Source organism: Comamonas sp. AG1104 (assembly GCF_003350425.1).
Lineage (GTDB): Bacteria > Pseudomonadota > Gammaproteobacteria > Burkholderiales > Burkholderiaceae_C > Comamonas > Comamonas testosteroni.
This window is the reverse complement of the sequence record NZ_QQAS01000005.1, coordinates 134,424-160,822: the sequence shown is the minus strand read 5'-3', so window position 1 is coordinate 160,822 and position 26,399 is coordinate 134,424. Positions and strand designations below refer to the sequence as shown.

Below are 26,399 nucleotides of genomic sequence, written 5' to 3'. Positions count from 1 at the left end.
TGCCCTGGCAAGGCTCGCTGTGACTTGCGGAAGTCTGCCGCAGGCTCAGGATTGCATGATCACCGGCCCGCCCTTGCTCAAGGCTCGCTGGTATGCCGCACGCTCGTGCATGCGCTGGCGATAGGCGATCAGATGGGGCCAGGCGTTCTCGTTTTCGCTGCGCACCAGAGCAGCTTCAACGGCAAAGCTCATCTGGAAGTCGGCCATGCTCAGATGCTCGCCGGCAAACCAGCGATGTTCTGCCAAATGCGCTTCCATAAAGTCCAATGCAGTCTGCACATTGGGCGCAACGAGTCTTTGCTGCACCCGCTTGCACAGGGCGCGCGCGATGGGACGCACGAAAAATGGCATGGGCTGGCGCGGGATGGTGTCGAAAACCAGTTTCATCACCAGCCAGTTCATCAGCGAACCTTCGGCATAGTGCATCCAGAAGCGGCACTCACGGTGTTCTTGAGTGCCGCGCAGAGGCTCAAGGTGCGAAAGCTCCGAAGGCGCCTGATGGCCGTAACGCTCAACCAGATACTCGATGATCGCGCCTGATTCGGCGACAACAATGTCTGAATCGGTAATCACCGGCGATTTGCCCAGAGGATGCACGCGCTTGAGCTCCGGTGGCGCCAGGCGGCTCGCGGGATCGCGCTGGTAGTGACGCAGTTCGTAAGGAACACCGAGCTCCTCAAGCAGCCAGAGTATGCGTTGCGAGCGCGAAGTTTCAAGGTGGTGAACGGTGAGCATGGAGCGTTTTCCTGGAAGCGGAACCTGCATTGCGCAGCCAGCGCATCAAGATTCCAAGCAATGGCAGTTTCTCGTAGAGTTCTTCAGCCGCATCCCAGTAATCGCGATGCTGGCAGACAAGACCTTGCGCATCAAAGCGCAGCAGGCTGGCACCCCGAATGCATTGCTCGGAACCGGGCCGCCAGCGTCGCAGGCGAAAGCGAAATTCCCAGGCCAGAAAGGCCTGCCTCTCCTGTATCAGCCGCTCGGTGACGACAAAACGCGGCTCTTGCAGCGTGTCGAACATATGGGTGAATATGCCGGCGATTGCGGTCACGCCGCGCACTTCATTGAAGGGATCCTTGAAGTGCGCATCGCTTGCGTAATAGCTGTCAAGTTGCTGCAGATGGCCAGGGGCCAGTTGTTCGTACAGCTGGACAAGCCGCTCCACTGCGGCACCCGTATCGGTTGAGGAGGAGGGGCTTTGCTGCATGCATCAAATTGTAGGCAAACTGCCCCGCATCCCCGTGGCTGCTACGCCACGGCTGTCCTTCAGACCAGGCTTGTCAGGCTTCCAGTGTCGGACTGCTACGAGTGCGTTTTCTTGGTCAGCACCGGTTCGCTCCGGTAGCGGTCTGGGAAGAGGCGCTTGAGGTTGCTCACCTTGGGCAGATCATTGAAGACTATATAGGGGTGACGCGGGTTATCGGTCATGAAATCCTGGTGGTAGAGCTCGGCTGGATAGAAGCTTGCCCTGTCCTCAAGGCGGGTGACGATGGGCTTCGGATACAGGTGTGCCGCGTCAAGCTGCGCGACATAGGCCTGTGCTGTCTTGAGCTGGGCGGGGCTGGTCGCAAAAATGGCCGAGCGGTATTGCGTACCGGTGTCCGGGCCCTGCCGGTTGAGCTGGGTGGGATCATGAACCACAGAGAAAAATATCTGCAGCAGCTGTCCATAGCTCACCAGGGACGGATCGAAGGTAACTTCTACCGATTCGGCATGTCCGGTATTGCCGCGGCTGACCAGCTCATAGGAGGCAGTGGCTGCTGTGCCTCCGCTATAGCCCGAGACGGCGCGCTGCACGCCTTTGACATGCTGGAATACGCCCTGTACTCCCCAGAAGCAGCCGCCGGCAAAGATGGCGCGCTGCGGTGTGGGACCGGTGGCCGGCGTGTCGATGGCAGGGGCCGGGATGCGGACAGCCTCGTCGGCAGAGAAGGCCGTTGATTGCCACAGCAGTCCGCTGCCCAGCAAAACGATGCCGCCAGTCAGGGTCTGGAGCATGCCACGCCGGTTTGAGATGGCACCCAGTGTGATACGTGTTTTCATGATGGTCATCCAAAGGTGAAGGCATAGGCGGAAACGCCGCTGTCAAGAAACTCGATGCTGAAGGTCCGCTCGACAACGGCACCGGACTGGCGCACCAACTGATAGAGACGTTGCCCGGTGACGGTGCCGCTGCCGTCGGCTGCCACGTCCACACCGTGGGCATCGCCGGGAGGTTTGCCGTCGACGCTGACCTTGAAACGCACCGGTTTGCCATCGGGGGCGGGGCTCAGCACCAGGTGCAGATCGCGCGCCTTGAACTGGTAGACGATGCGACCCGAAGGACCGGCCAGCGAAGCGCTTTCCGGCCCCACCATCCATTGACCGCCCAGGCCCCAGGCGTTCAGCCTGGGCTCTTTCGGCTCCCGATACGTGGTCGTCCTGCCGTGCACGGCTTTGGGGGTGGAGGCGAAGTTCTCGGCGCGCTCGTAGCCCAGATAGGTTTCGGGCGAGGCGACCTCATCCATGCTGGCGGCCAGTTGTACGCCCCCTGCATCCACTTGTGTCAGGCCCATGGCCGAACGGGTGCTGCCCGCTTCTTTGAGAAGCTGCTGTATCACCCGTTCAGACTCTGCATAGCCGCCCTCGCCGAAGTGGTGGTGGCGGATGCGTCCCGTGGCATCGATGAAGTAATGAGCAGGCCAGTACTGGTTGCGGAAGGCGCGCCAGATCGCATATTGGTTGTCCACGGCCACCGGATAGCTGATGCCCAGGTCTTTCATGGCCTTGCTCACGTTGCCGATGTCGCGCTCAAAGGCGAACTCTGGGGCGTGCACACCGATCACGATCAGACCTTGATCACGGTATTTTTCGGCCCAGGCCTTCACATAGGGAAGGGTGCGCAGGCAGTTGATGCAGGAGTAGGTCCAGAAATCCACCAACACCACTTTGCCTCTTAGGTCCTGCTCGCCCAGAGGCTTGGAGTTGAGCCATTGGGTGGCACCGTCCAGGGGCGGAGCGATGCCCTCATCGGGCAGGGTCTGGGCTGTGCTGGACGGCCCGCTCATGCGCATTGCAGCTCCCGCGGCCATCATGGCAGCCCCGTCAGCAGGTGCAGGGGATGGTGCCTGCATCATCAGGCCCGGGTTGCCACGCATGGCCAGTTCATCTTCGCTCTGCGGCTGGTTCAGGTGCTCGACCAGTTTCTGCTCCAGGCTGCCGGTGGATGCCGTTGACAGTCGGGCCAGCACGCCGGTGTCGATTCCCAGTGCAATGGCTGCAACGCCTGCGAGCATGGCTGCCCCGAGGCCGCGTCGCACCCATTCACCGGCACCCAGCGAACGCTTGAGCGCGGCAAATACCCGGCCCCCCAGCAGCAAAGCCGCAGCCATGGAGGTCGCTGCCCCGGCGGCATAGGCCAGCAGCAGCAAGCTTGAGGTCGTGTTGGCCCCCTGCAAGGCGGCGCCGGTCAGTATCAGTCCCAGAATGGGCCCGGCGCATGGAGCCCATAGCAGCCCCGTCGCGACTCCCAGCAACACGGAGGAGGCCACCTTCGGCGTACCGTCTTGCTGTACCGACTCGGACAGGCGCGATCCGGCAGTCACCAATGGACGGGTCAGCCGCTCCGACAGATGCGGCAGCAACAGGGTCAGCCCGAAAACGGCCACCAGTGCCAGGGCCAGCCAGCGGCCATATTGATTGGCAGCCACCACCCAGCCGCCGCCTACGGCTGCGAGAGAAGCAACGACCGCAAAGGTCAGCGCCATGCCTGCCAGCAATGGCAGGCCGCTGCGCACAAAGGGCTGATTCGCGCGAGAGAACACGAAGGGCAGCACGGGCAGGATGCAGGGGCTGACGATGGTCAGCACGCCACCCAGATAGGCAAGGACGATCAGCAACATGGCCTGTTTTTCCTCAAGCGGGCTTGGGCGCGAAAGTCAGTGCAAGACCGTTCATGCAGTAGCGCAGACCTGTCGGAGGCGGCCCGTCCTCGAAGACGTGGCCAAGGTGACCGCCGCAGCGCCGGCAGTGGGCCTCGATGCGCACCATGCCGTAGCTACGGTCCTTGCGGGTGGCCACGGCGTTGTCCAGAGGCTTCCAGAAACTGGGCCAGCCGGTGCCGCTGTCGAACTTGGTAGTGGAGGCAAACAAGGGCAATGAGCAGCCGGCGCAGGAAAAGATGCCTGGGCGATGCTCCTTGTTGAGCGGACTGCTGCCCGGAGGCTCCGTGGCCTCCTGGCGCAGCACTGCATATTGCTGGGGGCTGAGCCGGGCGCGCCACTGGGCGTCGGTGTAGCTGATTTCGAAGGACTCGCTTGCTGCGGTGGCGCTGCGGTGGAATATTCCGGTGGAGAGCGCAGCTGCGGAGGCTGCTGCGCTCAGCAGCATGTGGCGTCGGGTGGTCATGGCATCGGCTTTCTGGGTTCGATGACATTGAGCTTATGGAGTGGCGATCCCGAAGTCCTCACGCAAAGTTAAAAAAAACGTGATAACTACAGGCGAGCAGTTTGAGCACAATGTGAAACCACGTTGCGGTGCTCCACAGTGCTGCATCAACCGTCCCTGCCGGAGACCTGACTACTCATGACTATCGCCCGTCGCATTCTGCTGGTCGAGGACGACGCCCATATCGCCGATCTGCTTTCGCTTCACCTTCGGGACGAGGGGTTGGAGGTCGTGCATTGCGCCCGCGGCGACGACGGGCTGGCGCAACTGGAGCGCGGCGGCTGGGATGCGCTGGTACTGGACCTGATGCTGCCTGGGGTGGACGGCCTGGAGATCTGCAGACGTGCGCGCGCCATGACGCGCTACACGCCGATCATCATCATCAGCGCCCGCTCCAGCGAGGTGCATCGCATTCTGGGACTGGAGATCGGCGCTGACGACTATCTGGCCAAGCCGTTTTCCGTTCTGGAACTTGTGGCACGGGTGAAGGCCCTGCTGCGCCGGGTCGACGCGCTGGCCCAGAGCGCGCGCCTGGAGTCGGGCAGCCTTTCGGTCAACGGGCTGGTCATGGACCCGGTCGCCAGGGATGCCAGCCTGAACGGTCGCCGTCTCGATCTCACGCCCCGTGAGTTCGATCTTCTGTATTTCTTTGCTCGCCAGCCCGGCAAGGTGTTTTCGCGCATGGACCTGCTCAATGCGGTCTGGGGCTATCAGCACGAGGGTTACGAGCACACCGTCAACACCCATATCAACCGGCTTCGTGCCAAGGTGGAAGTCAATCCGGCACAGCCGACGCGAATCCTCACGGTTTGGGGGCGCGGCTACAAGTTCGCTGAAACTGGAGAGGGCGAATGAACCTGACTCTGACCCAGCGGCTGGCGATCGTGTTTGCCGTGTTGCTTCTGGTCTGCAGCGGCACCTCGGCCTGGCTGCAGCTTCGCTCCAACCGCATGCATGAACTGGAGGTGGTGCAAGCCTTGTCCCGGGACGTCGCCGAGAGCATTGCTCGCGATGCCCAACTGACCGATGCGAATGGCTTGATGCCTAACGCGGTGCGAAACCTTTTCAACCAGCTGATGATGGTGAACCCGAGTGTGGAGGTCTATCTGCTGGAGCCCGACGGTCGCATTGCCGGCCATGCGGCACCCGAGGGGCGTTTGCGTCGCGACCGGGTCGATCTTGAGCCGGTGCATCGATTTATCGATGGACAGATGCTGCCCATTTTGGGCGATGATCCGCGCAGCCGCGATGGCCGCAAGGTCTTCAGTGCTGCCCCTTTGAGTGTGAACGGGCGGCAGGTCGGCTTCATCTATGTGGTGCTGCTTGGTGAGGCTCATGATCTTCTTGCTGCCAGAGGCTCGGCAGATGCAGTGTTGAAGACGGCACTGCTGTCGATTGGCATGGTCGGACTGCTCTGTCTCGCTGCGGGCCTTGTTGCCTTCACCTTGATCACGCGTCCCCTGCGGCGTCTGACCGAGTCGGTTCGGCAGTTTGACATGCATGGCGTTCCTCCCGAGATGCCGGAACGCTCCCCGGATGTAGCTGATCACAGCCGTGACGAGATTGCAGTGCTGGATGCTGCCTATCGGCAGATGGTGCTGCGCATCAGCGAGCAATGGGAAGCTCTCACGCGGCAGGATCAGGAGCGCCGGGAATTGATCGCGAATATTTCCCATGATCTGCGCACACCGCTGTCATCCTTGCATGGGTATCTGGAGACCTTGTTGCTCAAGGATGCAAGCCTGGAGCCTGCAGAGCGAAGGCGCTACCTTGGCATCGCGCTCGACCAGAGTCGAAGGGTGGGGGCCCTGTCCCAAAGCCTGTTCGAACTGGCCAGGCTGGAATACGGGTTTGTGCAACCGGAGCTCGAATCATTCTTCCTGGCTGATCTGGTGCAGGACGTTTTCCAGAAGTTCGAGCTTGCAGCAGAGTCGCGCCACATCGCCTTGCAGGCGGATCTGGCCCCTCGACTTCCGGCAGTTCGTGCAGATCTGGGAATGATAGAGCGCGTTCTGAGCAATCTGCTGGATAACGCCTTGCGCTATACCCCTGAAGGCGGGTCGATCAGAATAGCCATAAGAGCAGTGGGCCAAGAGCAGGAGGTGACGATCAGTGACTCCGGCCCAGGCATCCCGCCAGAGTTGCGTGAAGGTCTGTTCAGGCGTCCGTTTACCGTAGGTGGTGCCCGCCGCGACGGTGGCCTGGGCTTGAGAATCGTGCACCAGATGCTGGAGCTGCATGGAGTCTCCATTCATCTTGTCGATGGTGACGGACAGGGCACCGCGTTCCGGTTTTCATTGCCACGGACTCCAGCTTAGTGTCGACAAAGAGCACCGTCACCTTCCCTCATTTGGCAGTTTGAGTAAGTAGTGAGGGTCGAGTCTCGGCTCCTCCACCGCCTTGAGTCTTGCATCACTGCCTGGCAGCGTCTTGGGCGCAGCAGGCTGGCACAGAGTCGTAGGCAGTCTTATGTCTTATATCTAAGTGAAAACCCCAGTTGCGCACTCCAATGAAAAACCACGACCTGCTGGCAGGCAAGCTGCTTGCCTGATACAGATAGTTGCCAGCGCAACTATTATCAAATTGTTAAGGCGGCATGGGCCGGCTTGAAAAAGGCTCTGGCTCTGCGTAGGAGTGCCCGCTTTGCGGGCATTTTCTTTGGGCGCTTGCTTCTTCCAGCCTGACCCGAAACCCACCGCTGATTCAAAAAAAACCTGAACACTCGTTCATTGCGCAACTGGCTGCGCATGGCCGAGGTTCACACGATGTAGGAATCGCACAATGTCCAACTTTTCCCCACCAAGCCGCAGATCATTTCTGTTCGCCTCCGGTGCTGGCGTCGCACTGGCTGGAACGGCCGTGGCAATGCATGCCAACTCCAAAGAGCCTGCGCTCAAACTGGATGCATACAAGCCCGAGTACTTCAATGCGGACGAGTGGGCCTTTGTGCTGGCGGCAACAGCCCGCCTGATCCCGTCCGAAGGGGATGGACCTGGAGCGATCGAAGCTCATGTGCCGGTGTTCATCGATCGCCAGCTCAAGGGCTACTACGGCAATGCCGAGATCTGGTACATGGAAGGCCCGCACGACCCGGCCGCCACGCCCGACCGAGGTTGGCAATCGCCCCTGAACCCTGCGCAGCTCTATCGCAAGGCCATTCCCGCCTTCAATGCGGCTTGCACGGAGCGCTTTGGCAAGGAATTCAAAAGCCTAGCCGCAGAGCAGCAGGACGAAGCTCTGACCGCGCTGCAAAAGGGCGAAATCAAGCTGGACCCTGAACTGAGTCTTTTCTTTGCCACCTTGCTGGCCAATACCAAGGAAGGCTATTTTGCCGACCCTGTACATGGCGGCAACCACGGCATGCAGTCCTGGAAATACATCGGCTTCCCAGGCGCTCGAGCGAGCTATATGGAGTGGGTGGACCAACACAACAAGAAGTACCCGCTGGGACCGGTTTCCATCAAGGGCGAAAGGGCTTGAGTCATGGCACGCATTGAAAAGAAAAAAGACGTGGTCATCGTTGGCCTGGGCTGGACGGGCTCCATCGCCGGCATGGAACTGGCCGCTGAGGGCCTGGAAATCGTGGCGCTGGAGCGCGGCGGTGACCAGAACACGGTGCCCGAATTCAAGTACCCCAATCAGATCGACGAGCTGACTTATGGCGTGCGCCTGAAGAATATGCAGCATCCCCGTCAGGCGACCGTGACGGTACGCCGCGACGACAGCGAAATCGCTTTGCCTTACCGTTCGATGGGTTCCTTCCTGCCAGCGAATGGCGTTGGCGGTGCCGGCACGCACTGGAATGGTTTGCTGTGGCGCCCTCAGCCCGAGGAAATCAAGCTGCGCAGCTATGTGAAGGAAAAATGGGGTGAGTCCATCATTCCGGAAGGCATGAACCTGATGGATTACCCCGTCAGTTACGACGAGTTGGAGCCCTTCTTTACCCGGTTTGACGAAGTGGCCGGTGTATCGGGCAAGGCTGGCAATATCAAGGGCCAGATCCAGGCCGGCGGCAATCCATTCGAAGGCTGGCGCTCGAAAGAGTACCCCATGCCCGCTCTGTCATCGACCTACGACGCGAGCAAGTTCGAAGCCTGTGCCAGGAGCATGGGCCTGCATCCCTTCCCTGCACCTGCCGGCATTGCGTCCACGTCCTACGTGAACCCCTACGGCATGCAGATGGCTCCCTGCAACTTCTGCGGCTTCTGCGAGCGTTTTGGTTGCTACCAGTATTCCAAGTCCTCGCCCCAGACGGCGGTGCTGGATGCGCTCAAGCGCAAGAAGAATTTCTCCTATCGCACGCACTGCGAAGTGCTGCGAGTGGAGAGCTCGGAAGACGGCAAGACCGCAACCGGGGTGACCTACTTCGACTCCAACACGAACGAGGAAGTGTTCCAGCCCGCTGACCTGGTGATTCTGTCGTCCTATCAGCTCAACAACGTGCACCTGCTGCTGGTCTCCGGCATCGGCAAACCTTACGACCCCAAGACCAACACCGGGGTGACAGGCAAGAACTACGCCTACCAGATGAATGGTGGCGTGACCCTGTTCTTCAAGGAAGAGAACTTCAATCCCTTCATCGGGCACGGCTCTAACGGCATGTGTATCGACGACTACGGCATCAACCAGAACGACTTCGGCAAGCTGGGCTTCATTGGTGGCGCTTACTGGCGCGTGGGCACCATGAATGGTCAACCCATCCGTTCCATGCCGCTGCCCAAGGGCACGCCGGGCTGGGGCGCAGGCTGGAAGAAGGGCATTGGCGAGTGGTATGGCCATTCCATGTCGATCGGCACGCACGGCTCGCACATGTCCTACCGCAACAACCATCTGGATCTGGACCCCACCTACAAGGACCCACATGGTCGTCCCTTGATGCGCATGACCTTCAACTGGCAGGACAACGACATCCGGATGACGCAGTACCAGAAGATCAAGGCCGAGGAGGTGGGCAACGCCTTGAAACCGGATCTGCTGCAGTCGGGTTTCAAAAATATCGGTGCCAAGTTCGACGTGCGCCCCTACCAGACCACGCACAACACCGGTGGTCACATCATGTCTGACAAGCCCACGGACGGCGTGGTCAATCGCTACTGCCAGGCCTGGGACAAGCACAACGTGTTCGTCTTCGGTGCTGGCAACTTCGTGCAGAACACTCAGTACAACCCTACCGGCATGGTCGGCGGCCTGGCGTACTGGACGCTGCATGCGATTCGCACCATGTATCTGAAAAACCCACGTCCGCTGGTCTGAGGAGAGCAAGACATGAAGAAAATCCTCAGCATTCTGATTGCGCTGATCGTCCTGGGCGCACTGGCGGCGCTGGCGCTGATCTATGTGCCTTTCAAGCCGACACCGGCGAATGAGGCGCTGGCTGCCGACTGGAAGGCCGAAGCCGGTCGTGGCGAATATGTCATGCGCGCCAGTGACTGCATGGCCTGTCACACCGCCAAGGGTGGCGAGCCCATGGCCGGCGGTCGCGGCATTGACAGCCCCATGGGCACCATCTGGTCCTCCAACATCACGCCGGACAAGGAAACCGGTATCGGCAACTGGACTCTGGAGCAATTCCGTGCCGCAATGGTGGACGGCATCGGAGGTCACGGCCAACAGCTGTACCCGGCCATGCCCTACGAGAACTATCGCTTCATGAAGGAAAGCGATATTCGTGCGCTGTTCGACTACCTCCAGACCGAGGTGAAGCCCGTCAGGAACGAGGTACAGGCCACCAGCCTGAGCTTCCCGTTCAATATGCGCTTCGGCATCCGTGCCTGGAACTGGCTTGCGCTGTCGGGTGATTCCGACTTCAAGCCCATGGCTGGTGACGATCAGCAGATTCGCGGTCAGTACCTGGTCGAAGGCGCCGGTCACTGCGCAGCCTGCCACAGCCCTCGCACTGCCTTCATGGCGCAGAACGGCACCCGCCTGTCCGACTCGAGCTTCCTTACCGGCGGTATGGTGGATGACTGGTCTGCTCCTGCGCTGCGCGGCAAGGACTCGCGTGTTCAGAAATGGACGACCGAGCAGGTGGCATCCTATCTGGCAACCGGCCGTAACGCCCATGCGGTTGCCAATGGCGAGATGGCGCTGGTGGTCGAGCACTCCATGCAGTACATGACCGACGCGGACCTGAATGCCATGGCCAGGTTCCTCAAGACCATGGATGGCCCTGCCGCAGATGCAGCCCCAGAAAAAGTGGCCATGCCGGGCCCTCGCAGCACTGCGGTTGCCAAGGCGGATGGAGCCGGCGAGGCCACGGCCAAACTGCTGAAGTCCGCTGCTCCCGACATGCCTTTGGGTGCTCGCCTGTATCTCGACAACTGCGCAGCCTGCCACTTTGTCAGCGGCAAGGGCGCTCCCGAGATCTTCCCCGAGCTGCAAGGCAATGCCATGGTGCTGGGCAAGGATGCCAGCCCGCTGGTGTCGGTGATTCTCAAGGGCGCTTCCTCGCCCGCTACGGATCGCCGTCCCATGCATCTGGTGATGCAGGGCTACGCCGACCGCCTTACCGACGGCGAGGTGGCAGCACTGGCGAGCTTCGTGCGCAAGGGCTGGGGCAACCAGGCTTCGGATGTGAGCGAAAGCCAGGTCAGCAAGGTGCGCCAGCATGTGCAGGCCGATGCTGCTCCGCTGCGAGCCCAGTAAATAGCACGAAGTAAATAGCGCGAACGGCCGCCAGGTGTCTTGCGCACCAGGCGGATGCCCGAAAGCCCAGCCCGATGGAAGTCCGGCTGGGTTTTTTCATGCAGCTGCTCATGATCCAGGCGATGGAGCCGTCCAAAAATCAACAGGCCGCATCACTGTGCTTGAGTGATGCGGCCTGTTGCGTGTGCGTGCTGCGGATCAACCAACCGGATGCTGACGGTAAACGGCGCGGTATGTTGAATGGCTTTGCTGCGTCGGTAAACGTGCTTCCATGGACTCAAGTGTGCATGTTGCACTGCAGAAAATGTTGCTTCAAATTCTGCAAATATGGTGCTGATACAGAAAAATTTTCTGTTCTTGATTATTTGACGGTAAATTCCAGGATATGGATACCTTGGATAAAAAGATTCTTGCTGCATTGCAGGCTAACGCGCGCGCCAGTCTGCAAGACATCGGCGCAGCCGTGGGTCTGAGTGCATCACCATGCTGGGCACGCATCAAGAAGATGGAAGAGGCCGGCGTGATCGAGGGCTATACCGTGCGTCTGAACCCGCAGGCGCTGGGGTTGGCCGATTCGGTTTTGGTCATGGTCACGCTGGACAGCCACTCGGACAACACGCTGGAAAAGTTCGGCGAGGTGCTGGCCACTATTCCCGAAGTCGTGGAAGCGCATCTGGTTTCAGGCGAGTACGACTATCTGCTGCGTATCGTCGTCAAGGACACGCGCGATTACGAGCGCCTGCTGCGCGAGAAGCTCTACAAGATCAAGGGCATACGCCATAGCCAGTCCAGCTTTGTGCTGCGCACGCTGAAAAAAGCCGACCTGCCTCTGGGCGTGTGAAGCGGCATCGCCCTGCGCGGTGCGATCAGTCGCTGCGCGTAGCCTTCTCAACGCATGGCGCGGCGCAAGGCCGCGCTGCTCCAGTCCACGGCGATGCTCAGCAAGAGCATGGCCATGATCACGGTGCTGGCCTGGGCATAGTGGAACAGCGAAAGCTCGAAGTACAGCAGCTGGCCCAGCCCGCCTGCTCCCACAAAGCCCAGAATCGCCGCCATGCGGATATTCATCTCCCAGCGGTACAGCGTGTAAGCCAGCAGCTGCGGCGCAGCGCCAGGAAGGGTTCCATAGCAAAATGCCAGAAAGCGATTGCTGCCGCTGAGCTTGAGCGCATTCGCGGGAGCTGCCGGAGCATTTTGCAAGGCCTCGGCAAACAGGCGGCCCAGCACGCCGGTGGTATGCAGTGCCAGGGCCAGCGCACCTGCAAATGGGCCAAGGCCTACGGCCAGCGCAGTGATCGTGGCCCAGACCAGCTCGGGCACGGAGCGCAGCACATTGAGCAGCACATTCCATGGCGCACGCCAGCGCGGCAGGGCCAGCAGCAGGCCCGCGATCGCGGCCAGCAAGGTGCCGACTATGGAGATGGCCAGAGTCTCCCAGATGCCTTGCAGCACCTTGAGCAGCCAGGGCTGGCTCAGATCGGGCGGAAAAAAGCCACGCACGAAGTCGCCCATGCTGGCGGCCGCATCTGCCGTGAACAGCGCCGAGAAATCAATATTCAGAAGCCGCAGGCTGGCCCATAGCGCCGCGCAGGCAGTCAGCACAAATGTGCCGGTTCGCCAGCCGAAGGGCAGTGCGCGCGCGGCAGGCGCGGCGTCGAGTGCGCGACGCAACCACCAGGAGAGCAGATCGGCCGCAGCCACCAGCAGCATGAAGGCCAGCAAAATGCTGGCGGCTTCGCCGCCGTTGAGCATCTTCATGGCCTGGTCCATGAGCTGGCCCAGGCCTCCCGCACCGACAAAGCCCATGACCACCGAGGCACGGATCGCGCATTCACAGCGGTAGACGGTGTAGGACGTCAGCTCTTTGGCCGCCTGCGGCAGCAGGCCGTAGAGCAGGGCCTGGATGCGGCCGGCACCGCAGGCGCGCAAGGCGCGGGCCGGTGCCGGATCGGCGGATTCGAGAATTTCGGCATAGACCTTGGCCAGCATGCCGCCATAGGTCAGGCCCAGGGCCAGCACACCGGCTGCGGGGCCCAGACCGAAGACGCGCACAAACACCAGAGCCCAGACCAGCTCGGGAATGCCGCGCAGGATGGTGAGCACGCTGCGAGCGATGGGGTTGAGCGTGACCTTCTCGCACGCCGCGCCCGTGGACAGATAGGCCATGGGAACGGCAATCGCAAAGGCAAGCGCCATGCCGGCCGTGGCGATGGCCAGGGTCTCCAGCGTGGCTTGACCCAGATAGGCCAGGAACTCTCCACTGTTATCGGGCGGCAGAAAATGCGCGAGAAAGCCGCCGATGACTTTGAGATTGTCGGCATCGAAAAGCGGCTTGAGCGAAAAGCCCGAGGTCTGCAGCATGGGCCAGAGCACGACCAGGGTCAGGATCAGGCCGCTCAGGCGGCCGCGAGCGGAGGGGTCGCGGCGCGATGGCCGGGCGGGCTCGGCCATTTCTACCGGCATGCGTTCACCTGGATGGGAGCTGGCGCGGTGCTGGCGGGATCGCGCTGAGCCAGGCGGTTGTGCAGCGTGGGCAGATCGGCCGCTCTGCCATCGGCATGGGCGTAGAGCGCTTGCAACTGGGCTTCGCTGACTTGCGCGGCGGGCAGGTCAAAGGCCAGGCGGCCATTGCGCACGCCGACGATGCGGGCAAAGTTCGCCAGAGCCAGATCGACGGCATGCAGGCTGGCTACCAGCGTGGCCTTGCGCGCGGCAGCTTCCCGCACCAGCAATTGCACCGTGGCCTGCGAGAGTGCAGGGTCCAGGGCCGAGACCGGCTCATCGGCCAGAATTAGCTCGGCTTGCTGGTAGAGCACGCGGGCAATGCCCACACGCTGCAACTGGCCGCCGGAGAGTTGGTCGCAGCGTGCAAACAGCTTGTCCTCAAGCTGCACGCGGGCCAGGGCCTCGCGCGCGCCCGCAATGTCCTGCGGATAGGCCAGCGATGCCAGCGCCTTCCACAGCGGCCACTGGCCCAGCTTGCCGGCCAGCACGGCCGTGACCACACGTTGACGCAGCGGAATGGGGGCAGCCTGGTACACGGTGCCGATGCGGCTGCGCAAAGCCTTGAGTTCGCGGGCGGAGGATTGCGCAGACGCGGTTTGGCCCAGCACCTGCATGCGACCTGCCGTGGGCAGGTAGGCTGTGCCTATGGTGCTGAGCAGCGAAGTCTTGCCGGCACCCGAGGGGCCGATGAGCGCAATGCTCTCGCCCTGGATGGCGGACAAGGAGATATGGGACAGGGCGGTAAAGCCGTTGCTGTGGGTCAGGCCCACATCGTCCAGCATGAAGCTCATGAGACGAATACTCTGAAAACAATAGCTGCCAACGCTTGATGCATAAGCGTTGGCAGTCAAAAAAGCTGAATTTCTTACTTCAGCAGACCGGCGGACTTGGCGGCAGCTTCAATGCCGTCGTAGTTCTTGGTGTCGGTGGCGATGAACTTGGAGGCGCGCTGCAGGTCCATGATGGCCTTGTGCTCTGGCTTGCTGGGATCCAGTGCCAGGAAGGCGGCGGTCAGCTTCTTGACGATGGCCGGGTCCAGGTCGCCGCGTACCGTCCAGTTGTAGTCAAAGTAGGTGGGCGTCGTGGCAAACACGCGCACCTTGCTGGTGTCCACCTTCTTGGACTCGACCAGCTTGTCCCATACCGAAGTGTTGAGCACGCCGGCCTCGGCCTTGCCTGCGGCCACAAAGGCCACGGTGGCGTCATGCGCGCCCGAGTAGGCCACGGTCTTGAAGTCTTTTTCGGGATTCAGGCCGTCCTGCTGCAGGAAGAAGCGCGGCATCAGGCTGCCCGAAGTGGAGGAGGGGGCGCCGAAGGCAAAGGTCTTGCCCTTGAGGTCGGCCAGCGTCTTGATGGTGGGGTCGGCCGTGATGAACTTGCTGGTGAAGACCGCATCCTCGGCCCGCTGCACGATGGGGATGGCCGTGCCGTTGGTGCGGATCTTGGCTTGCACATAGGTGAAACCGCCCAGCCAGGCCAGATCCAGCTTGCGGGTGGCCAGGGACTCGACCACGGCCGCGTAGTCGGATACGGGGGTGAACACCACTTTCATGCCGGTGGCCTGGGAGAGGTATTCGCCCAGGGGCTTGAACTTGCGCTGCAGCTCGGTCGGTGCCTCGTCGGGAATGGCCGAGACGCGCAGCACCGCAGGGGTGTCTGCATGCGCGGCGGACAGGAGGGAGGAGGAGGCGAGAGCTGCCACGGCCAAGCCGCGCAGCGCCTGGCGGCGAGCGAAAGAGTGCTTCATTAAGTGCTCCGTTCAAAAAGCCACCGCCGTCCGGATACACGGCGGTTTAGTAGGTCGCAAGCGTCTGGCTTGCGGCGAATGGGAACCCATAGGCGGTACACCGACCGCTGGCGCTTATTGTTACGTAATTGAGAAACCCTCGGCGCAGTCTTTGCTTGATTTGAATAGCAAAAAGCCCCGTGGGGACGGGGCTTGGCATGAAAGCGACTGCTTGTCTGCAGGTTTCAATATTGCAGATTGAGCTGGTAGATGGCCGTGGTTCCGCTGACCTCGTTGCCCACCATCAGCAGGGGCTTGCCGTTGGGCGACCTGGTTGCGGAAATGAAGTGCAGGCCTTCGGGGCCCAGATCGCCCACATCGCTGAGTGCGGTGCCTGCCAGCGCGGACTTGCTGTCAAAGCTGGCCGTCCAGTTCTCGCGAGTGTTCAGATAGTCGATCTGCTTGGGTGCCTTGGGGTCGGTGATGTCGAACACCAGAATGCCGCCCATGCGCTCCAGGCCCACAAAGACAAAGGTCTTGGTGCCGATCTGGCCCACGGTCAGGCCTTCGGGCTCGGGACCCTTGGCACTGCTGCGCGCATCGAGCCTGGCCGTTTCTTCATGACCGGTGTTGAAGTAGGTGGCGCAGGCAATGTCACGTCTGGCGCCCAGCTTGCATTCGGGGCTGGCGATGAATTTTTCGATGGCCGAGCCAGAGTCCCAGACCTGCTTGCCCTTGGCATCCCAGATGGAGATGGAGCGGCCACCATAGGCGTATAGCCTGTCATAGGTCAGATAACCCTTGCCGTCCTTGACGGGGTTGCCGCTGCTGTCGGCCTGGTAGCCCATGGTCCAGGTGACCTTGAGGCGGCCCAGTTTGTCATCATCACGGCAGGTCTTTGGGTCTGTGCCGACCGCGCCGCACCAGGCAAAGTTGCTGGCATTCAGATAGGCACCGCTGGCCAGCTGAGCCAGATGGGCGGGCAGATCGTCGCCCGCGCGGCGCAGAAAGCCGTCCTTGTGCACCAGATGCTTGATGCGCCACTCTTCCACAAAGCCCTTGGTCACATCGCCTGCCGCAGCCGGGGTGCCGGCCGTCTTGTCTGCGGCTGTACCGAAATAGCTCTTGTTGCCTTCACCCCAGGCACGTGCATCGCCTTCGTTGGCCGTGACCAGATAGGTTGCACCGTCGGCGGCCTTGTAGGCGGCGATGGAGTCCGGCTGGAACATGCCGAAGACGTTGGGGGCCTGGGTGATGTTGATGACCGGGCTCTTGCCGTCGCTGTCGGCGAAGTCAAGCTCGTTGCCGGCTGCGCCATGGTCCTTGTAGCCCAGCGCCACCACATCGGTCACGGTGGCGCTGGCAATGTCCACAATCGCCAGCGCATTGTTTTCCTGCAGTGTCACCCAGGCCGTCTTGCCGTCGGGGGCCACGGCAATGTATTCGGGCTCCAGGTCGTTGGCCACGGCAGCCATGCCCTGGCCGTCTGCGGTCGGGCCGAAGATGCGCACGCCCTTGGCCAGCAACTGCGCCTTCTGGCTGTTGAAGGCCTTGAAGTCGGCAGTGCGCGCCACGGGCTTGGCGGGCGTGCTCATATCGATCACGCTGATCGAGCCTTCGGGGTCGATCTGGTAGTCATCGCTGGGCTCGCCCTCGTTGGCGACCAGAATGGTCTTGCCGTCGGGGGTGAAGGTCAGCATATCGGGCAGGGCGCCCACGGGCACTTCGGCGATCACGCCGAGCTTGTCGGCGTCATAGATGACGACCATGCCCCGGTCCGTCTTGACCGATGCCTGCACGGCCACGGCCACCAGGCCGCCATGCACGGCCACGCTGTTGATGGAGGCCCCCGCACCCAGCGAGAGCTTGGTGGCATCGAGGCTGGCGAGCATGCGCGGGGCAGCGGGGTTGCTCATGTCCAGCACGTCGAGCGCACCCTTTTGGGCGTTGACCACAAAGCCGCGCTTGGTGACCGGATCGAAAGCCGTAATTTCAGCGGCGCTCTGCAAAAAGATGCCCGACTGATAGCTGCCGATCTTCTCAAGCAGGAGCGAGACAGGCGTCTTCTCGGGCTCGGGTGCTGGCGCCGGGACCTCGGGAACCGGAGCAGGCGCTGGTGGGGTGTTATTGGTGTTGTTGTCACCGCCACCACAGGCGGCCAGGGCAGCGGCTGCGATCAGGGAAATCAGAAGAGGTTGGCGCAAGGTCTGTGCAGATGTCATTGAGAGTTTGGCAGGTGCAGGAAGAAAACTACGATTTGTAACCAGCCTCTGTTTCATCTCTGTGAAACCGTTTCGTGTTCTTTGCGCAACAAGTTTCGGTCAAGCGCTTGGCAGTTGGGCTTGCCAGCAAATACACTCGTCAGCCTTGCTCCACCTGCGCTATTTGCTCTCATTTTCGAGTTGCGCCATGTCCCGCCGTATTCGTTTGAGTTAAACGACTTCGTCACACGCTGATCCTTCTCGCGTGTGCGCTGCGGTGTGGAACTCTCGCTCTGTGAAGGGCGGCAATCTTCCTGCTTGGCGTCTCTGGTCTGAATTGCATTCAGGCTCCAAGCTCCTCCCACTCTCTGAACTCCAGGCCGGCCCTTTGCTTGGCGGCTTGGGTTCTGTCTTTTTCCGATGGCAGCGCAGAGCGGCGCTGCCCATGTCCTTGATTTGTCTGCCGCGCCTTTTTTGCGCGTGGCTTATTCCCTTTTAGGAAAGCACAACATGGCTTCACCACATCTATTCAATCTGGAGATCCTCAAATATCCGCGCACGCCGCATCTGCGTGGCTCGCGGCTGCAGGTCGGCGATCAGGCCGATGCCGTGCCTTATGAAGCGCTGGCCGGCCGCCATATCGTGGTCGAGGAAAAGCTGGACGGCGCCAATGCGGCGCTGAGCTTTGGTGCCGACGGCAGCTTGCTGCTGCAGTCGCGCGGCCACTATCTGCAAGCCGATCAGATGGGCGGGCGCGAGCGCCAGTTCAACGCCTACAAGCAATGGGCTCGAGCCCATGAAGGCGCGCTGATGGCGCTGCTGGACGAGCGCTATGTCATGTATGGCGAGTGGCTGTATGCCAAGCACTCGCTGTACTACGACGCCTTGCCGCACTGGTTTTGCGAGTTCGACATCTGGGACCGCGTGGCGCAGCAGTTTCTGGACACGCCGCAGCGTCATGCGCTGCTGTCCGGTGTGCCCGTGGTGTCCGTGCCTGTGATCTACGCCGGTATCGCACCGAGGCGCATGCAGGATTTGCTGGCATTGCTGGCACCTTCCCTGGGGCGCAGCGCTCGCTGGAAAGCCGTGTTCGAGGATCAAGTGCAAAGACAGAAGCTGGATCTGCCGCTGGCTTGGCGTCAGACCGACAGATCCGAGCTGGCCGAAGGTCTGTATATCAAGGTCGAGGAAAACGGCCAGACCGTAGAGCGCTACAAGTTCGTGCGCTCCGACTTCGTGCAGGTGATCCTGGAGTCGGGCTCCCACCACAGCGAGCGACCCATTGTCGCCAACGGTCTGCGCACAGGCGTCGATATCTTTGCCAATGCGATTCAAAAAAGCTGGTAAGCCATTACCAGAAATCGCTGATAGCTATCAAAGCCGTAGTTTCGTGATGAAGCTGCGGTGAAAGGAGAACTTATGTGGAGCTGGAAACAGATCGCGGCCCTGGTGCCGCATTCCGCTCGCCATCCGGTGGACTGGGCGGCCTGCCTGGAGGCTTTTCCGCAACTTGAGCTGGCCAAGACTACGCCGCAAGACCCGATCTACCATGCAGAAGGCGATGTCTGGACGCATACGCAGATGGTGGTGACCGAGCTGTTGCAGGACAGCGACTATGCAGGGCTCACCAACGAGGAGCGCGAGATGGTCTTTCTGGCCGCGCTGCTGCACGATGTCGCCAAGTGCTCGACCACGCAGATAGCCGACAACGGCCGTATCTCGCAGCCTGGCCATTCGCGCCGTGGGGCGCTGGATGCGCGGCTCATGCTGTGGGAGGCCGGCGCGCCGGTGGCCCGGCGCGAGGCGATCTGTCGGCTGATTGCCGTGCATCAGGTACCGTTTTTTGCCTTTGCCGATTCGCGCCGAGGCGTCTCGCCCGAGTTCATGGTCAGGGAGCTGTCCTGGCAGGTCGACCTGCATTTGCTGGTACTGCTGGCCCGTGCCGATATTCGCGGTCGCATCTGCCCCGATGTGGGCAATGTGCTGGTGAATATCGAGCTGTTCAGGGAGCTGGCGCTGGAAGAGGGCTGTTTGCGCAAGCCGCGCAGCTTTGCTTCGGCCGAAACGGCAGTGCGCTATTTCCGCGGTGCCGAGCTGCACCCGGACTACGCTTTGCACGAAGAGCCGGGCTCGTGCGTCATCGTCATGTGCGGTCTGCCCGCATCGGGCAAGAACCACTGGGTTGCCCAGCATCATGCGGGTCTGCCCGTGGTGTCGTTTGACGATGCGCGCACTGAGCTGGGCCTGCGCCATGGCGAGAACGAGGGCGCTGCTGCCCACCGAGCCGTGGACAAGGCCAAGAGCCTGTTGCGAGCCAAGGCTGCCTTCGTCTGGAATGCCACGCATCTGTCCAGGCAGATGCGCGGCAAGACGCTGGACCTGTGCCTGGCCTATGGTGCACAGGTGGAGCTGGTGCATCTGGAGGCTGCCAGATCCACCTTGCTGGCGCGCAACAGCAAGCGCGACACCACACTCGGCAATGCCGCATTGCTGAGCATGTTGCACAGATGGGAGGTGCCCTTGCCGACCGAGGCGCATGGGCTGCAGCTGCTGGTCAATGAGTAGTTCAAGCCAAGACAAAAAGGGCCTGGGAATTTCCAGGCCCTTTTTGTCGCGAGGTGGCGTGTTCAAGGCTGCTGCATGGCTTGCGGGTAGCCCTTGGGGTTGAAGCGTGTCACCAGCAGGCAGACCAGCGCAGCCACGCTGGCTTGATAAAGCCAGCCTGTCATCCAGTCGCCGCTGATCTGGTGCAGCTGTGCCATGACCAGAGGGGCCAGTGCGGCGAGGATGAAGCCGCCGCCCTGCATCAGCGAGTTGAGGGCACCGGCTTGTGTGGGCGAGGGCAGATGGTCCAGCGCCACCAGCATGAAGAGGGAAAAGCAGCCGCCCAGACCCAGCCCCAGCACGATGGCATTGAGCGTGGGCACGGCATCGGGCCAGAGCCCGAGGCCGGCAAAGCCGATGATCTGCAGCAGCAAGGCCAGCATGAGCCAAGTGCGGCGGTCCAGGCTGCGGCGTGCCAAGGCGGGCATGGCCAACGCCGATGCGGCCTGCGCAATCGACAAAATGGCCAGCAGCGAGCCGCTTTGCGTGGCCGTCCAGCCATGGGTTTGATAGAACGGAGCGAGCCAGGCGACGGTGGAGCCATAGCCGCCGTTCATCAGGCCGAAGCTGATCAGCAGCAGCCAGGTACGGCTGCGGCGCAGCAGCCAGCCGGTGTCGCTATCGGCTTGTACCAGCGGCGTGGAGGGTGCAGGTGCAACGGGCTCGCGCATCAGGGTCAGCGCATGCCAGGCCAGCGGCAATGCCAGCAGCACCGGAATGGCCCAGATGGCCAGCGAAGCCTGCCAGCTCAGACCCAGCTGCATGGCCACGGGCGAGAGCTGGGCGCTGAGTGCACCGCCGCCCATGAGCGCCGCCGAATACAGGCCCATCATGGGCGCCACATTGTGGGGGGACTGGCGCTTGATGAGCCCCGGCAGAATGCTTTGTGCCAGCGCCACGCCCGCGCCGCACAGGCCGGCCGTGACAATCAGCAGACTGCCAGTGGCGCCACCTGCAGGCGTCAGGCGCAGGGCGCAGCCCAGCGTAATCAGCAGCAGCGAGGCGCAGATGGCGGCGCGCGCGCCCCAGCGTCGCAATGCCGTGGGAGCGAGCCAGCCACCAATGCCCATCAGCGCCATGGGCAGCAGCGTGAGCCAGGAAAAGCTGCGCAAATCCATGCCCGTGGCCTGCTGTATGGTCGGTGCCAAGGGGCCCGGGGCCGTCAGAAAGGGACGTAGATTGATGGTGACCAGTATCACCACGGCCAGCCACAGCAATGGCGGCACGCGGTGTGTTCGGGAAGATGTCGATGTCATGAAGCTCGGGGGCTGGCTGCGCTGCAGCGCGCTGGTGCGCGCGCCGCTCGTCCTGGGCAGCCCGGTTTGTTGTTATGGTTTTGGCGGCAACGAGGATCAGGCGGCGGGCCAGGCCTCGTCCCCATAGAGCTGGGCTGCACGGATGCCGGTGTCGATGCGGGTGATGGGCAGCGGCGGCGGCGTCAGCGACAGGCGCAGGCGCTGGTAGGTCCCCTCGCTGGACAAGCCATAAGGCGCGGCGTCTTGGTTGTCGAAGGCGAAAAACACCTGTTCGGCGCCATTCATGACCAGGGCCGCCAGGCACATGGGGCAGGGGTGGCCGCTGGCATAAATGGACAGGCCCGCCAGGCTGGGGTTGGCGCGCCGTTGCGTGCCCGCGCGTATGGCCTGCATTTCGGCATGGGTGCTGGGGTCGTGGCTGGCAATGATCTCGTTGACGCCGGTGGCGACGACTTCATGTCCCTGGGCGAGCACGGCGCCGAACGGGCGGCCGCCGTTGAGGCGGTTGGCATGGGCCAGGTCCACGGCCAGGCGCATCAGTTGTTGTGGGGTGGCGGAAGTTAGGCTCATGACGATGGAAACTATGGCGGCAGGCGCCGGATGCTTGAGGCATCAGCGTCGCAGCTCTTGTGTTGGAAAAGAGGGGCGGCGCGGCGCCCGGCGCCGTGCAGCGTACACCTGCAGGGCCATGCCGCTACCTGTCTGGAAAGCAAAGCTTATTTGCTCTGAGGGCGTTGGCCGCCTATTAGTTCCGCCCAGGCCGAGCAGGCGAGCTCGACCTGCTGGCGTGCCGCAGGGCTGGCAGCCAGCATGCGCGCAAAGCCGTGAACCATGGCCGGCGCCCGTAAAAGCTGCAGCGGTGCGCCCAGTGCCTGGGCCTCATGAGCAAAGGCTTCGGCCTCGTCGCGCAGAATATCGTGGCTGGCCGTCATCAAAAGCGTGGGCGGCAAAGCGGCGATGGCTGCGCTGCAGCACCCTGGCGTCAGCCATTGCGCGGCCTGGCCCTCGGGCCTGCCCAGTTCCTGCCAGTAGCGCTGCATGGCGGCGGGCGTGAGCCCGAAGCCTGTGGCAAAGTGCCGCATGCTGTCATTATCCTGATCGGGCTCAAGCGGAGGGTAGAGCAGCAGCAGGCCTGCAATGCGGGCCGCATCGGTGGGTTGCTGAATCTGGCCCACCGCCGCTGCCAATGCCAGATGGGCGCCAGCGCTATCGCCTCCGAGCAGGACCTTGTTGGCCGCAAAAGGCAGCAGCCCGCGCATATCGCTCAGCCACTGCAGCACGGCCACCACATCGTCCAGCGGCGCGGGAAAGCGGCTTTCTGGTGTGCGGCGGTAATGTACGGACAGCACCACATGGCCGGTGAACTGGGCCAGATGCTCGCACAGGTCGTCATGGGTGTTGAGATCGCCCACCATCCAGCCGCCGCCATGCAGCCAGACAAGCGTCCGGCCGCTGCCCGCGCCTTGTTTGCGATAGCTGCGCACGCAGATCTCACGGCCTTCGGCCGCCACGAAATGCTCGGCCCTGGAAATGCCGGGCAGGGCGGAGCGAATCAGCCCGGCCTGCAGCTCGCTGAGCAGGCGCCGGCGTTGCACATAGTCGAGCTGCGGGGTCGGCGTCTCCGCATCGAGCCGGGCAAAGCGCTGCAGCGTGTGTGCCAGAGCCGGGTCCACGGGCTGCAGAGGCAGGCTGCGGCCCTGATCTGTGCCCTCGCTCATGACTGCTGGTCCGCCGCCAGCGCAGGAGCACGATAGACCATGACCTTGAGGCTGCGCTCCTCGTCCACATCGGCAAATACGGCCGGGTTGGCCAGGCGCTCGACGAACTGCAGCTCGGGCGCGATTTCCGCCATCTGCTCGCGCAGGAAGTCGGTGCCGAGTTCGGGTGCATTCAGGCACAGCAGGACCTGGCCGCCCGGCACCAGCAGATCGGGCAGGCGGCGCATCAGGCGCGCATAGTCCTTGGTGGCGATGAAGCTGCCTTTCTGGTAGCTGGGCGGGTCCACGATGATCAGGTCGTACGGTCCGCTGCGGTTGATCTTGCCCCAGCTGCTGAAAATATCGTGGGCGGCGAAGCTGGCGCCCGCCTTGACTCCGTTGAGCTGATGGTTGTGCTGGCCCGTGGCCAGAGCGCCCTTGCTCATGTCCATGTTCAGCACCTGACCGGCACCGGCCAGCTTGGCCACGACCGAGAATGCGCAGGTATAGGCAAACAGATTGAGCACCTTCATGCGCGCGGGCCGCTCATGGGCCAGCACCTGTCGGCGCACCCAGTCGCGGCCGGCGGCCATGTCGAGGAACAGGCCGTGGTTCTGCCCGCGTGCGATATGGATCAGATAGCGGGCGCCGTTCTCTGTGACCACATGCGGCTCGGGCAGCTCGCCGGCCATGACGAGGGTGTCGACCTTGCCGCCGCTTTCGCGGCTCTGGAAGGCCCAGGTCAGGGGCAGCCCGGCCGGGGCGATCTGCTGCCAGCGCTGCTCCAGCGCCTGACCGATCTGGCTCAGCTGGGCTTCCTCCATGGGAGCAAAGCTGGTCAGCACGATGACGGGCGCAAAGGCATCCAGCGAGATCTGCTCGCAGCCCGGATACCGCCCGCCGCGACCATGAAAGATGCGCTGGGCATCGGTAGGAAAAGGCATCTGGGCAATGGCGTCGAGCAGGGCTTGCATGGAGAGAAAACAGTCACACGGTCAAACAAGCCGCCAGTGTAGGCATTGCAGCGAGCTCCTGTGGCCAGGGCGGCACATGTCCCTTGCAATGCTTGGCGGCGTGGGCCGGCGTTGACGGCCTCGGGCCTCGCGCCGCCCGCATCTGTTCACTCAGTGGTAGATGCGCCGCACATCGAAGAAACAGCTTTCGGTGCCGCCAATGCCTTGCAGGCCAGCTTCGGCAGCGGCGCGGGCGGCTTTCATCCAGCGCTGGAAGGTGAGCTTGGCGTCGTCGGTGATTTCTTCGGGCGGGGTGTCCTCCAGGCTCTGCACCAGAGACAGTGCTTCGCCGACCTGTTCCTCCCCACCAAGCTGGCGGGCCAGTACGCGGGCATAGCGTGCCTCGGCTTGATGGCGTTTGTCCTCGGGCAGCTCGGGGTAGTCGCAAAGAGAGACGGTGAAATGGGCTTCTTGCATGTCCGTATATCCACAGTGTTTTGACTGTGTAAATATACAGTAATAAGCTGTTTTTACATCCAGTCTTTTAAAAATTTTTGCGTGAGTACAAAGACGGCGTTTTGTAGACTGTGTGGATGAATCACGCTGCTTCGCTGCCTTTTCCCGGTCATGCCTTGTTTGTCACGCGCATTGGTGCATGCGGGCTGGCCTGGAATGCCAGTGCCATCTGCGCCGTGCAACTGCCCGAGGTCAGCTGGGGCGAGACCCGGGAGCGCATGCTGGTGGGCCTTACCAAACGCCATGCGCTGCAGCCGCAGCGCGGGCCTGCAGTCTATGGCGCCGTGACCTCCATCTCCGCTGCTCCGGGCTTTGCTGTGCAGGCCATGGCCGGGGTGCAGTGTCTGCTGGCAGGCGTGAACTCGCAGAGCGAACAGGGCTGGGCCCAACCCTGCGCAGAGGCTGCGGCTGTTGGCGTGCTGGGCGATATGCGGCAGGCCTTCGCGCAGGAGTCGGGCGACGGCCTGCCCGATCTGCAGCAGATTGCACTCGATGAATTTGCCGTCCCTGCATTTCATTGCCGGGTCTATGCCTTCACGCGCGCGCTGGCACCGGGCCGTACCAGCACCTATGGAGAAGTTGCCGCAGCGCTGGGCGAGCCTGGTGCTGCGCGCGCCGTGGGCCAGGCGCTGGGAGCCAATCCGTTTGCGCCGATTGTTCCTTGTCACAGGGTACTGGCCGCTGGGCGGTCGCCGGGCGGGTTTTCGGGCGGACAGGGCGCTTTGACCAAGCTGCGCATGCTGGAGATAGAGGGCGGGGCCTGGGGCGGCACGCTGTCGCTGTTTGCCGATTGAAGGCGCTTGACACAATTTTCACTGGTTCGGCACAAGGCCTGGCCACAGCTTTCGTGCTGTCGGCAACTGCGTGCCCGCTCCCACAGCCGTGACCTGTGGGTCCTGAAAACGGCTGCCGCGATGGGCCTGCCACCTGCGGGACAGGGCCGACACGCAGGTGACAACACAGGGCCTGAGGCGCCCGCACAATTCACGCAGCTTTTGACGGGCAGGCCTTGCAAGGCACTGCGGACCCGGTTTGAACCTAGATAACAAACAGGAGACATGAGAATGACACGTACGGTGCAGCAACTTTTCGATCTCTCGGGCAAGACGGCCCTGGTGACCGGCGGCTCGCGTGGCCTGGGTCTGCAGATGGCGCATGCGCTGGGAGAGGCGGGTGCGAAGATTTTGCTGAGCTCGCGCAAGGCCAAGGATCTGGAAGAGGCCGCAGCCGAGCTCAAGGCCGCTGGCATAGAGGCCGACTGGATTGCCGCCGACTGCTCGGACGAGGCTGACATCACCCGTCTGGCCAAGGAGGCCGTGCAGCGCCTCGGCCATGTGGACATTCTGATCAACAATGCCGGAGCCAGCTGGGGCGCCCCGGCCGAGGACCACCCGACGGCGGCCTGGGACAAAGTGATGAACCTGAATGTGCGCGGCTATTTTCTGCTGAGCCAGCAGATCGCCCGCCTGTCCATGCTGGAGCGCAAGAGCGGTCGCATCATCAATCTGGCGTCGATCGCCGGCCTGGGCGGCAATCCCACGGGCATGAAGACCATTGCCTACAACACCTCCAAGGGCGCGGTGATCAATTTCACGCGCGCGCTGGCCGGCGAGTGGGGCGAGCACGGCATCACCGTCAACGCCATCTGCCCGGGCTTTTTCAAGACCAAGATGGCAGCCGTGCTGATCGAGACGCTGGGTGAGGACGAAATGCGCTCTCATGCCCCGCTGCGTCGCCTGGGTGACGATGAAGATCTCAAGGGCCTGACGCTGCTTTATGCCAGCGACGCCGGCAAGCACATCACCGGCCAGTGGATGGCCGTGGATGGTGGCGTGAGCGCTCTGGTCGGTGGTTGATAGTGGCGGATGAAG

24 protein-coding genes are annotated in these 26,399 nt (G+C 62.4%); 10 read left to right on the top strand and 14 right to left on the bottom strand.

Annotated elements, in window-relative coordinates:
* Positions 1-45 precede the first annotated feature (45 nt).
* The 5 genes from DFO48_RS15290 to msrB all read right to left on the bottom strand — a co-directional run bounded on the left by DFO48_RS15290 (position 46) and on the right by msrB (position 4,386).
* Positions 46-735, bottom strand: a complete 690-nt coding sequence (locus DFO48_RS15290) for a glutathione S-transferase family protein (protein ID WP_114863966.1) — start codon at positions 733-735, stop codon at positions 46-48.
* Complete coding sequence (locus DFO48_RS15285) at positions 713-1,207, bottom strand: nuclear transport factor 2 family protein (RefSeq protein WP_114863965.1); 495 nt, start codon at positions 1,205-1,207, stop codon at positions 713-715. The genes DFO48_RS15290 and DFO48_RS15285 overlap by 23 nt, the downstream gene beginning before the upstream one ends.
* Before the next feature lie 95 nt (positions 1,208-1,302).
* Positions 1,303-2,052, bottom strand: a complete 750-nt coding sequence (gene msrA / locus DFO48_RS15280) for a peptide-methionine (S)-S-oxide reductase MsrA (RefSeq protein WP_199407008.1) — start codon at positions 2,050-2,052, stop codon at positions 1,303-1,305.
* Entirely contained in the window at positions 2,049-3,881 is a 1,833-nt protein-coding gene (locus DFO48_RS15275) for a cytochrome c biogenesis protein DipZ (protein ID WP_114863964.1), read from the bottom strand. The genes msrA and DFO48_RS15275 overlap by 4 nt, the downstream gene beginning before the upstream one ends.
* 13 nt (positions 3,882-3,894) lie before the next feature.
* Positions 3,895-4,386 (bottom strand): peptide-methionine (R)-S-oxide reductase MsrB, encoded by a 492-nt coding sequence (gene msrB / locus DFO48_RS15270; protein ID WP_114863963.1) that lies wholly within the window; start codon positions 4,384-4,386, stop codon positions 3,895-3,897.
* Positions 4,387-4,563: 177 nt separating this feature from the next.
* Here msrB and DFO48_RS15265 point away from each other — a divergent pair, with 177 nt between their 5' ends.
* The 6 genes from DFO48_RS15265 (at position 4,564) to DFO48_RS15240 (ending at position 11,911) form a co-directional block, all read left to right on the top strand.
* Entirely contained in the window at positions 4,564-5,280 is a 717-nt protein-coding gene (locus DFO48_RS15265; RefSeq protein WP_114863962.1) for a response regulator transcription factor, read from the top strand.
* On the top strand, positions 5,277-6,743 hold the full coding sequence (locus DFO48_RS15260) for a HAMP domain-containing sensor histidine kinase (RefSeq protein ID WP_114863961.1): 1,467 nt from the start codon (positions 5,277-5,279) through the stop codon (positions 6,741-6,743). The genes DFO48_RS15265 and DFO48_RS15260 overlap by 4 nt, the downstream gene beginning before the upstream one ends.
* 463 nt (positions 6,744-7,206) lie before the next feature.
* Positions 7,207-7,905: a gluconate 2-dehydrogenase subunit 3 family protein gene (locus DFO48_RS15255; RefSeq protein WP_003075938.1), complete on the top strand. Its 699-nt coding sequence runs from the start codon at positions 7,207-7,209 to the stop codon at positions 7,903-7,905.
* Positions 7,906-7,908: 3 nt separating this feature from the next.
* A complete protein-coding gene (locus DFO48_RS15250) occupies positions 7,909-9,678 on the top strand; it encodes a GMC family oxidoreductase (protein WP_114863960.1) in 1,770 nt (589 codons plus the stop codon).
* 12 nt (positions 9,679-9,690) lie between these two features.
* Entirely contained in the window at positions 9,691-11,070 is a 1,380-nt protein-coding gene (locus DFO48_RS15245; protein ID WP_114863959.1) for a cytochrome c, read from the top strand.
* Positions 11,071-11,455: 385 nt separating this feature from the next.
* The gene (locus DFO48_RS15240; protein ID WP_003054244.1) at positions 11,456-11,911 is read left to right on the top strand and encodes an Lrp/AsnC family transcriptional regulator; all 456 of its coding nucleotides are present in this window, start codon (positions 11,456-11,458) and stop codon (positions 11,909-11,911) included.
* Positions 11,912-11,958: 47 nt separating this feature from the next.
* Here DFO48_RS15240 and phnE read toward each other — a convergent pair whose 3' ends face one another.
* The 4 genes from phnE to DFO48_RS15220 all read right to left on the bottom strand — a co-directional run bounded on the left by phnE (position 11,959) and on the right by DFO48_RS15220 (position 17,505).
* On the bottom strand, positions 11,959-13,533 hold the full coding sequence (gene phnE / locus DFO48_RS15235; RefSeq protein WP_114863958.1) for a phosphonate ABC transporter, permease protein PhnE: 1,575 nt from the start codon (positions 13,531-13,533) through the stop codon (positions 11,959-11,961).
* On the bottom strand, positions 13,524-14,366 hold the full coding sequence (locus DFO48_RS15230) for a phosphonate ABC transporter ATP-binding protein (protein WP_114863957.1): 843 nt from the start codon (positions 14,364-14,366) through the stop codon (positions 13,524-13,526). Before DFO48_RS15230 ends, phnE begins: the two co-directional genes overlap by 10 nt.
* A gap of 74 nt (positions 14,367-14,440) precedes the next feature.
* Positions 14,441-15,322, bottom strand: a complete 882-nt coding sequence (locus DFO48_RS15225) for a putative selenate ABC transporter substrate-binding protein (protein ID WP_114863956.1) — start codon at positions 15,320-15,322, stop codon at positions 14,441-14,443.
* A gap of 224 nt (positions 15,323-15,546) precedes the next feature.
* Positions 15,547-17,505, bottom strand: coding sequence for a choice-of-anchor I family protein (locus DFO48_RS15220; protein ID WP_233506411.1), 1,959 nt, complete (start codon positions 17,503-17,505; stop codon positions 15,547-15,549).
* Between the two features lie 507 nt (positions 17,506-18,012).
* On the opposite strand from DFO48_RS15220, the gene DFO48_RS15215 reads away from it, so the two are divergent.
* Positions 18,013-18,849, top strand: a complete 837-nt coding sequence (locus DFO48_RS15215) for an RNA ligase family protein (RefSeq protein WP_114863954.1) — start codon at positions 18,013-18,015, stop codon at positions 18,847-18,849.
* 72 nt (positions 18,850-18,921) lie between these two features.
* Positions 18,922-20,067 carry an AAA family ATPase gene (locus DFO48_RS15210; RefSeq protein ID WP_114863953.1) on the top strand — a complete coding sequence of 382 codons (1,146 nt, stop codon included), beginning with the start codon at positions 18,922-18,924 and terminating at the stop codon, positions 20,065-20,067.
* Between the two features lie 62 nt (positions 20,068-20,129).
* Here DFO48_RS15210 and DFO48_RS15205 read toward each other — a convergent pair whose 3' ends face one another.
* The 5 genes from DFO48_RS15205 to DFO48_RS15185 all read right to left on the bottom strand — a co-directional run bounded on the left by DFO48_RS15205 (position 20,130) and on the right by DFO48_RS15185 (position 24,489).
* On the bottom strand, positions 20,130-21,362 hold the full coding sequence (locus DFO48_RS15205; protein WP_114863952.1) for a cyanate transporter: 1,233 nt from the start codon (positions 21,360-21,362) through the stop codon (positions 20,130-20,132).
* A 96-nt stretch (positions 21,363-21,458) separates the two neighbouring features.
* Positions 21,459-21,899, bottom strand: coding sequence for a nucleoside deaminase (locus DFO48_RS15200; RefSeq protein WP_003075961.1), 441 nt, complete (start codon positions 21,897-21,899; stop codon positions 21,459-21,461).
* Positions 21,900-22,078: 179 nt separating this feature from the next.
* On the bottom strand, positions 22,079-23,080 hold the full coding sequence (locus tag DFO48_RS15195) for an alpha/beta hydrolase fold domain-containing protein (protein ID WP_114863951.1): 1,002 nt from the start codon (positions 23,078-23,080) through the stop codon (positions 22,079-22,081).
* The gene (locus tag DFO48_RS15190) at positions 23,077-24,033 is read right to left on the bottom strand and encodes a class I SAM-dependent methyltransferase (RefSeq protein WP_114863950.1); all 957 of its coding nucleotides are present in this window, start codon (positions 24,031-24,033) and stop codon (positions 23,077-23,079) included. Before DFO48_RS15190 ends, DFO48_RS15195 begins: the two co-directional genes overlap by 4 nt.
* Before the next feature lie 150 nt (positions 24,034-24,183).
* Positions 24,184-24,489, bottom strand: coding sequence for a hypothetical protein (locus DFO48_RS15185; protein ID WP_003075967.1), 306 nt, complete (start codon positions 24,487-24,489; stop codon positions 24,184-24,186).
* Between the two features lie 116 nt (positions 24,490-24,605).
* Here DFO48_RS15185 and DFO48_RS15180 point away from each other — a divergent pair, with 116 nt between their 5' ends.
* Positions 24,606-25,322, top strand: a complete 717-nt coding sequence (locus DFO48_RS15180; RefSeq protein ID WP_114863949.1) for a methylated-DNA--[protein]-cysteine S-methyltransferase — start codon at positions 24,606-24,608, stop codon at positions 25,320-25,322.
* 270 nt (positions 25,323-25,592) lie between these two features.
* On the top strand, positions 25,593-26,384 hold the full coding sequence (locus tag DFO48_RS15175) for an SDR family oxidoreductase (protein ID WP_003062433.1): 792 nt from the start codon (positions 25,593-25,595) through the stop codon (positions 26,382-26,384).
* Positions 26,385-26,399: the final 15 nt, after the last annotated feature.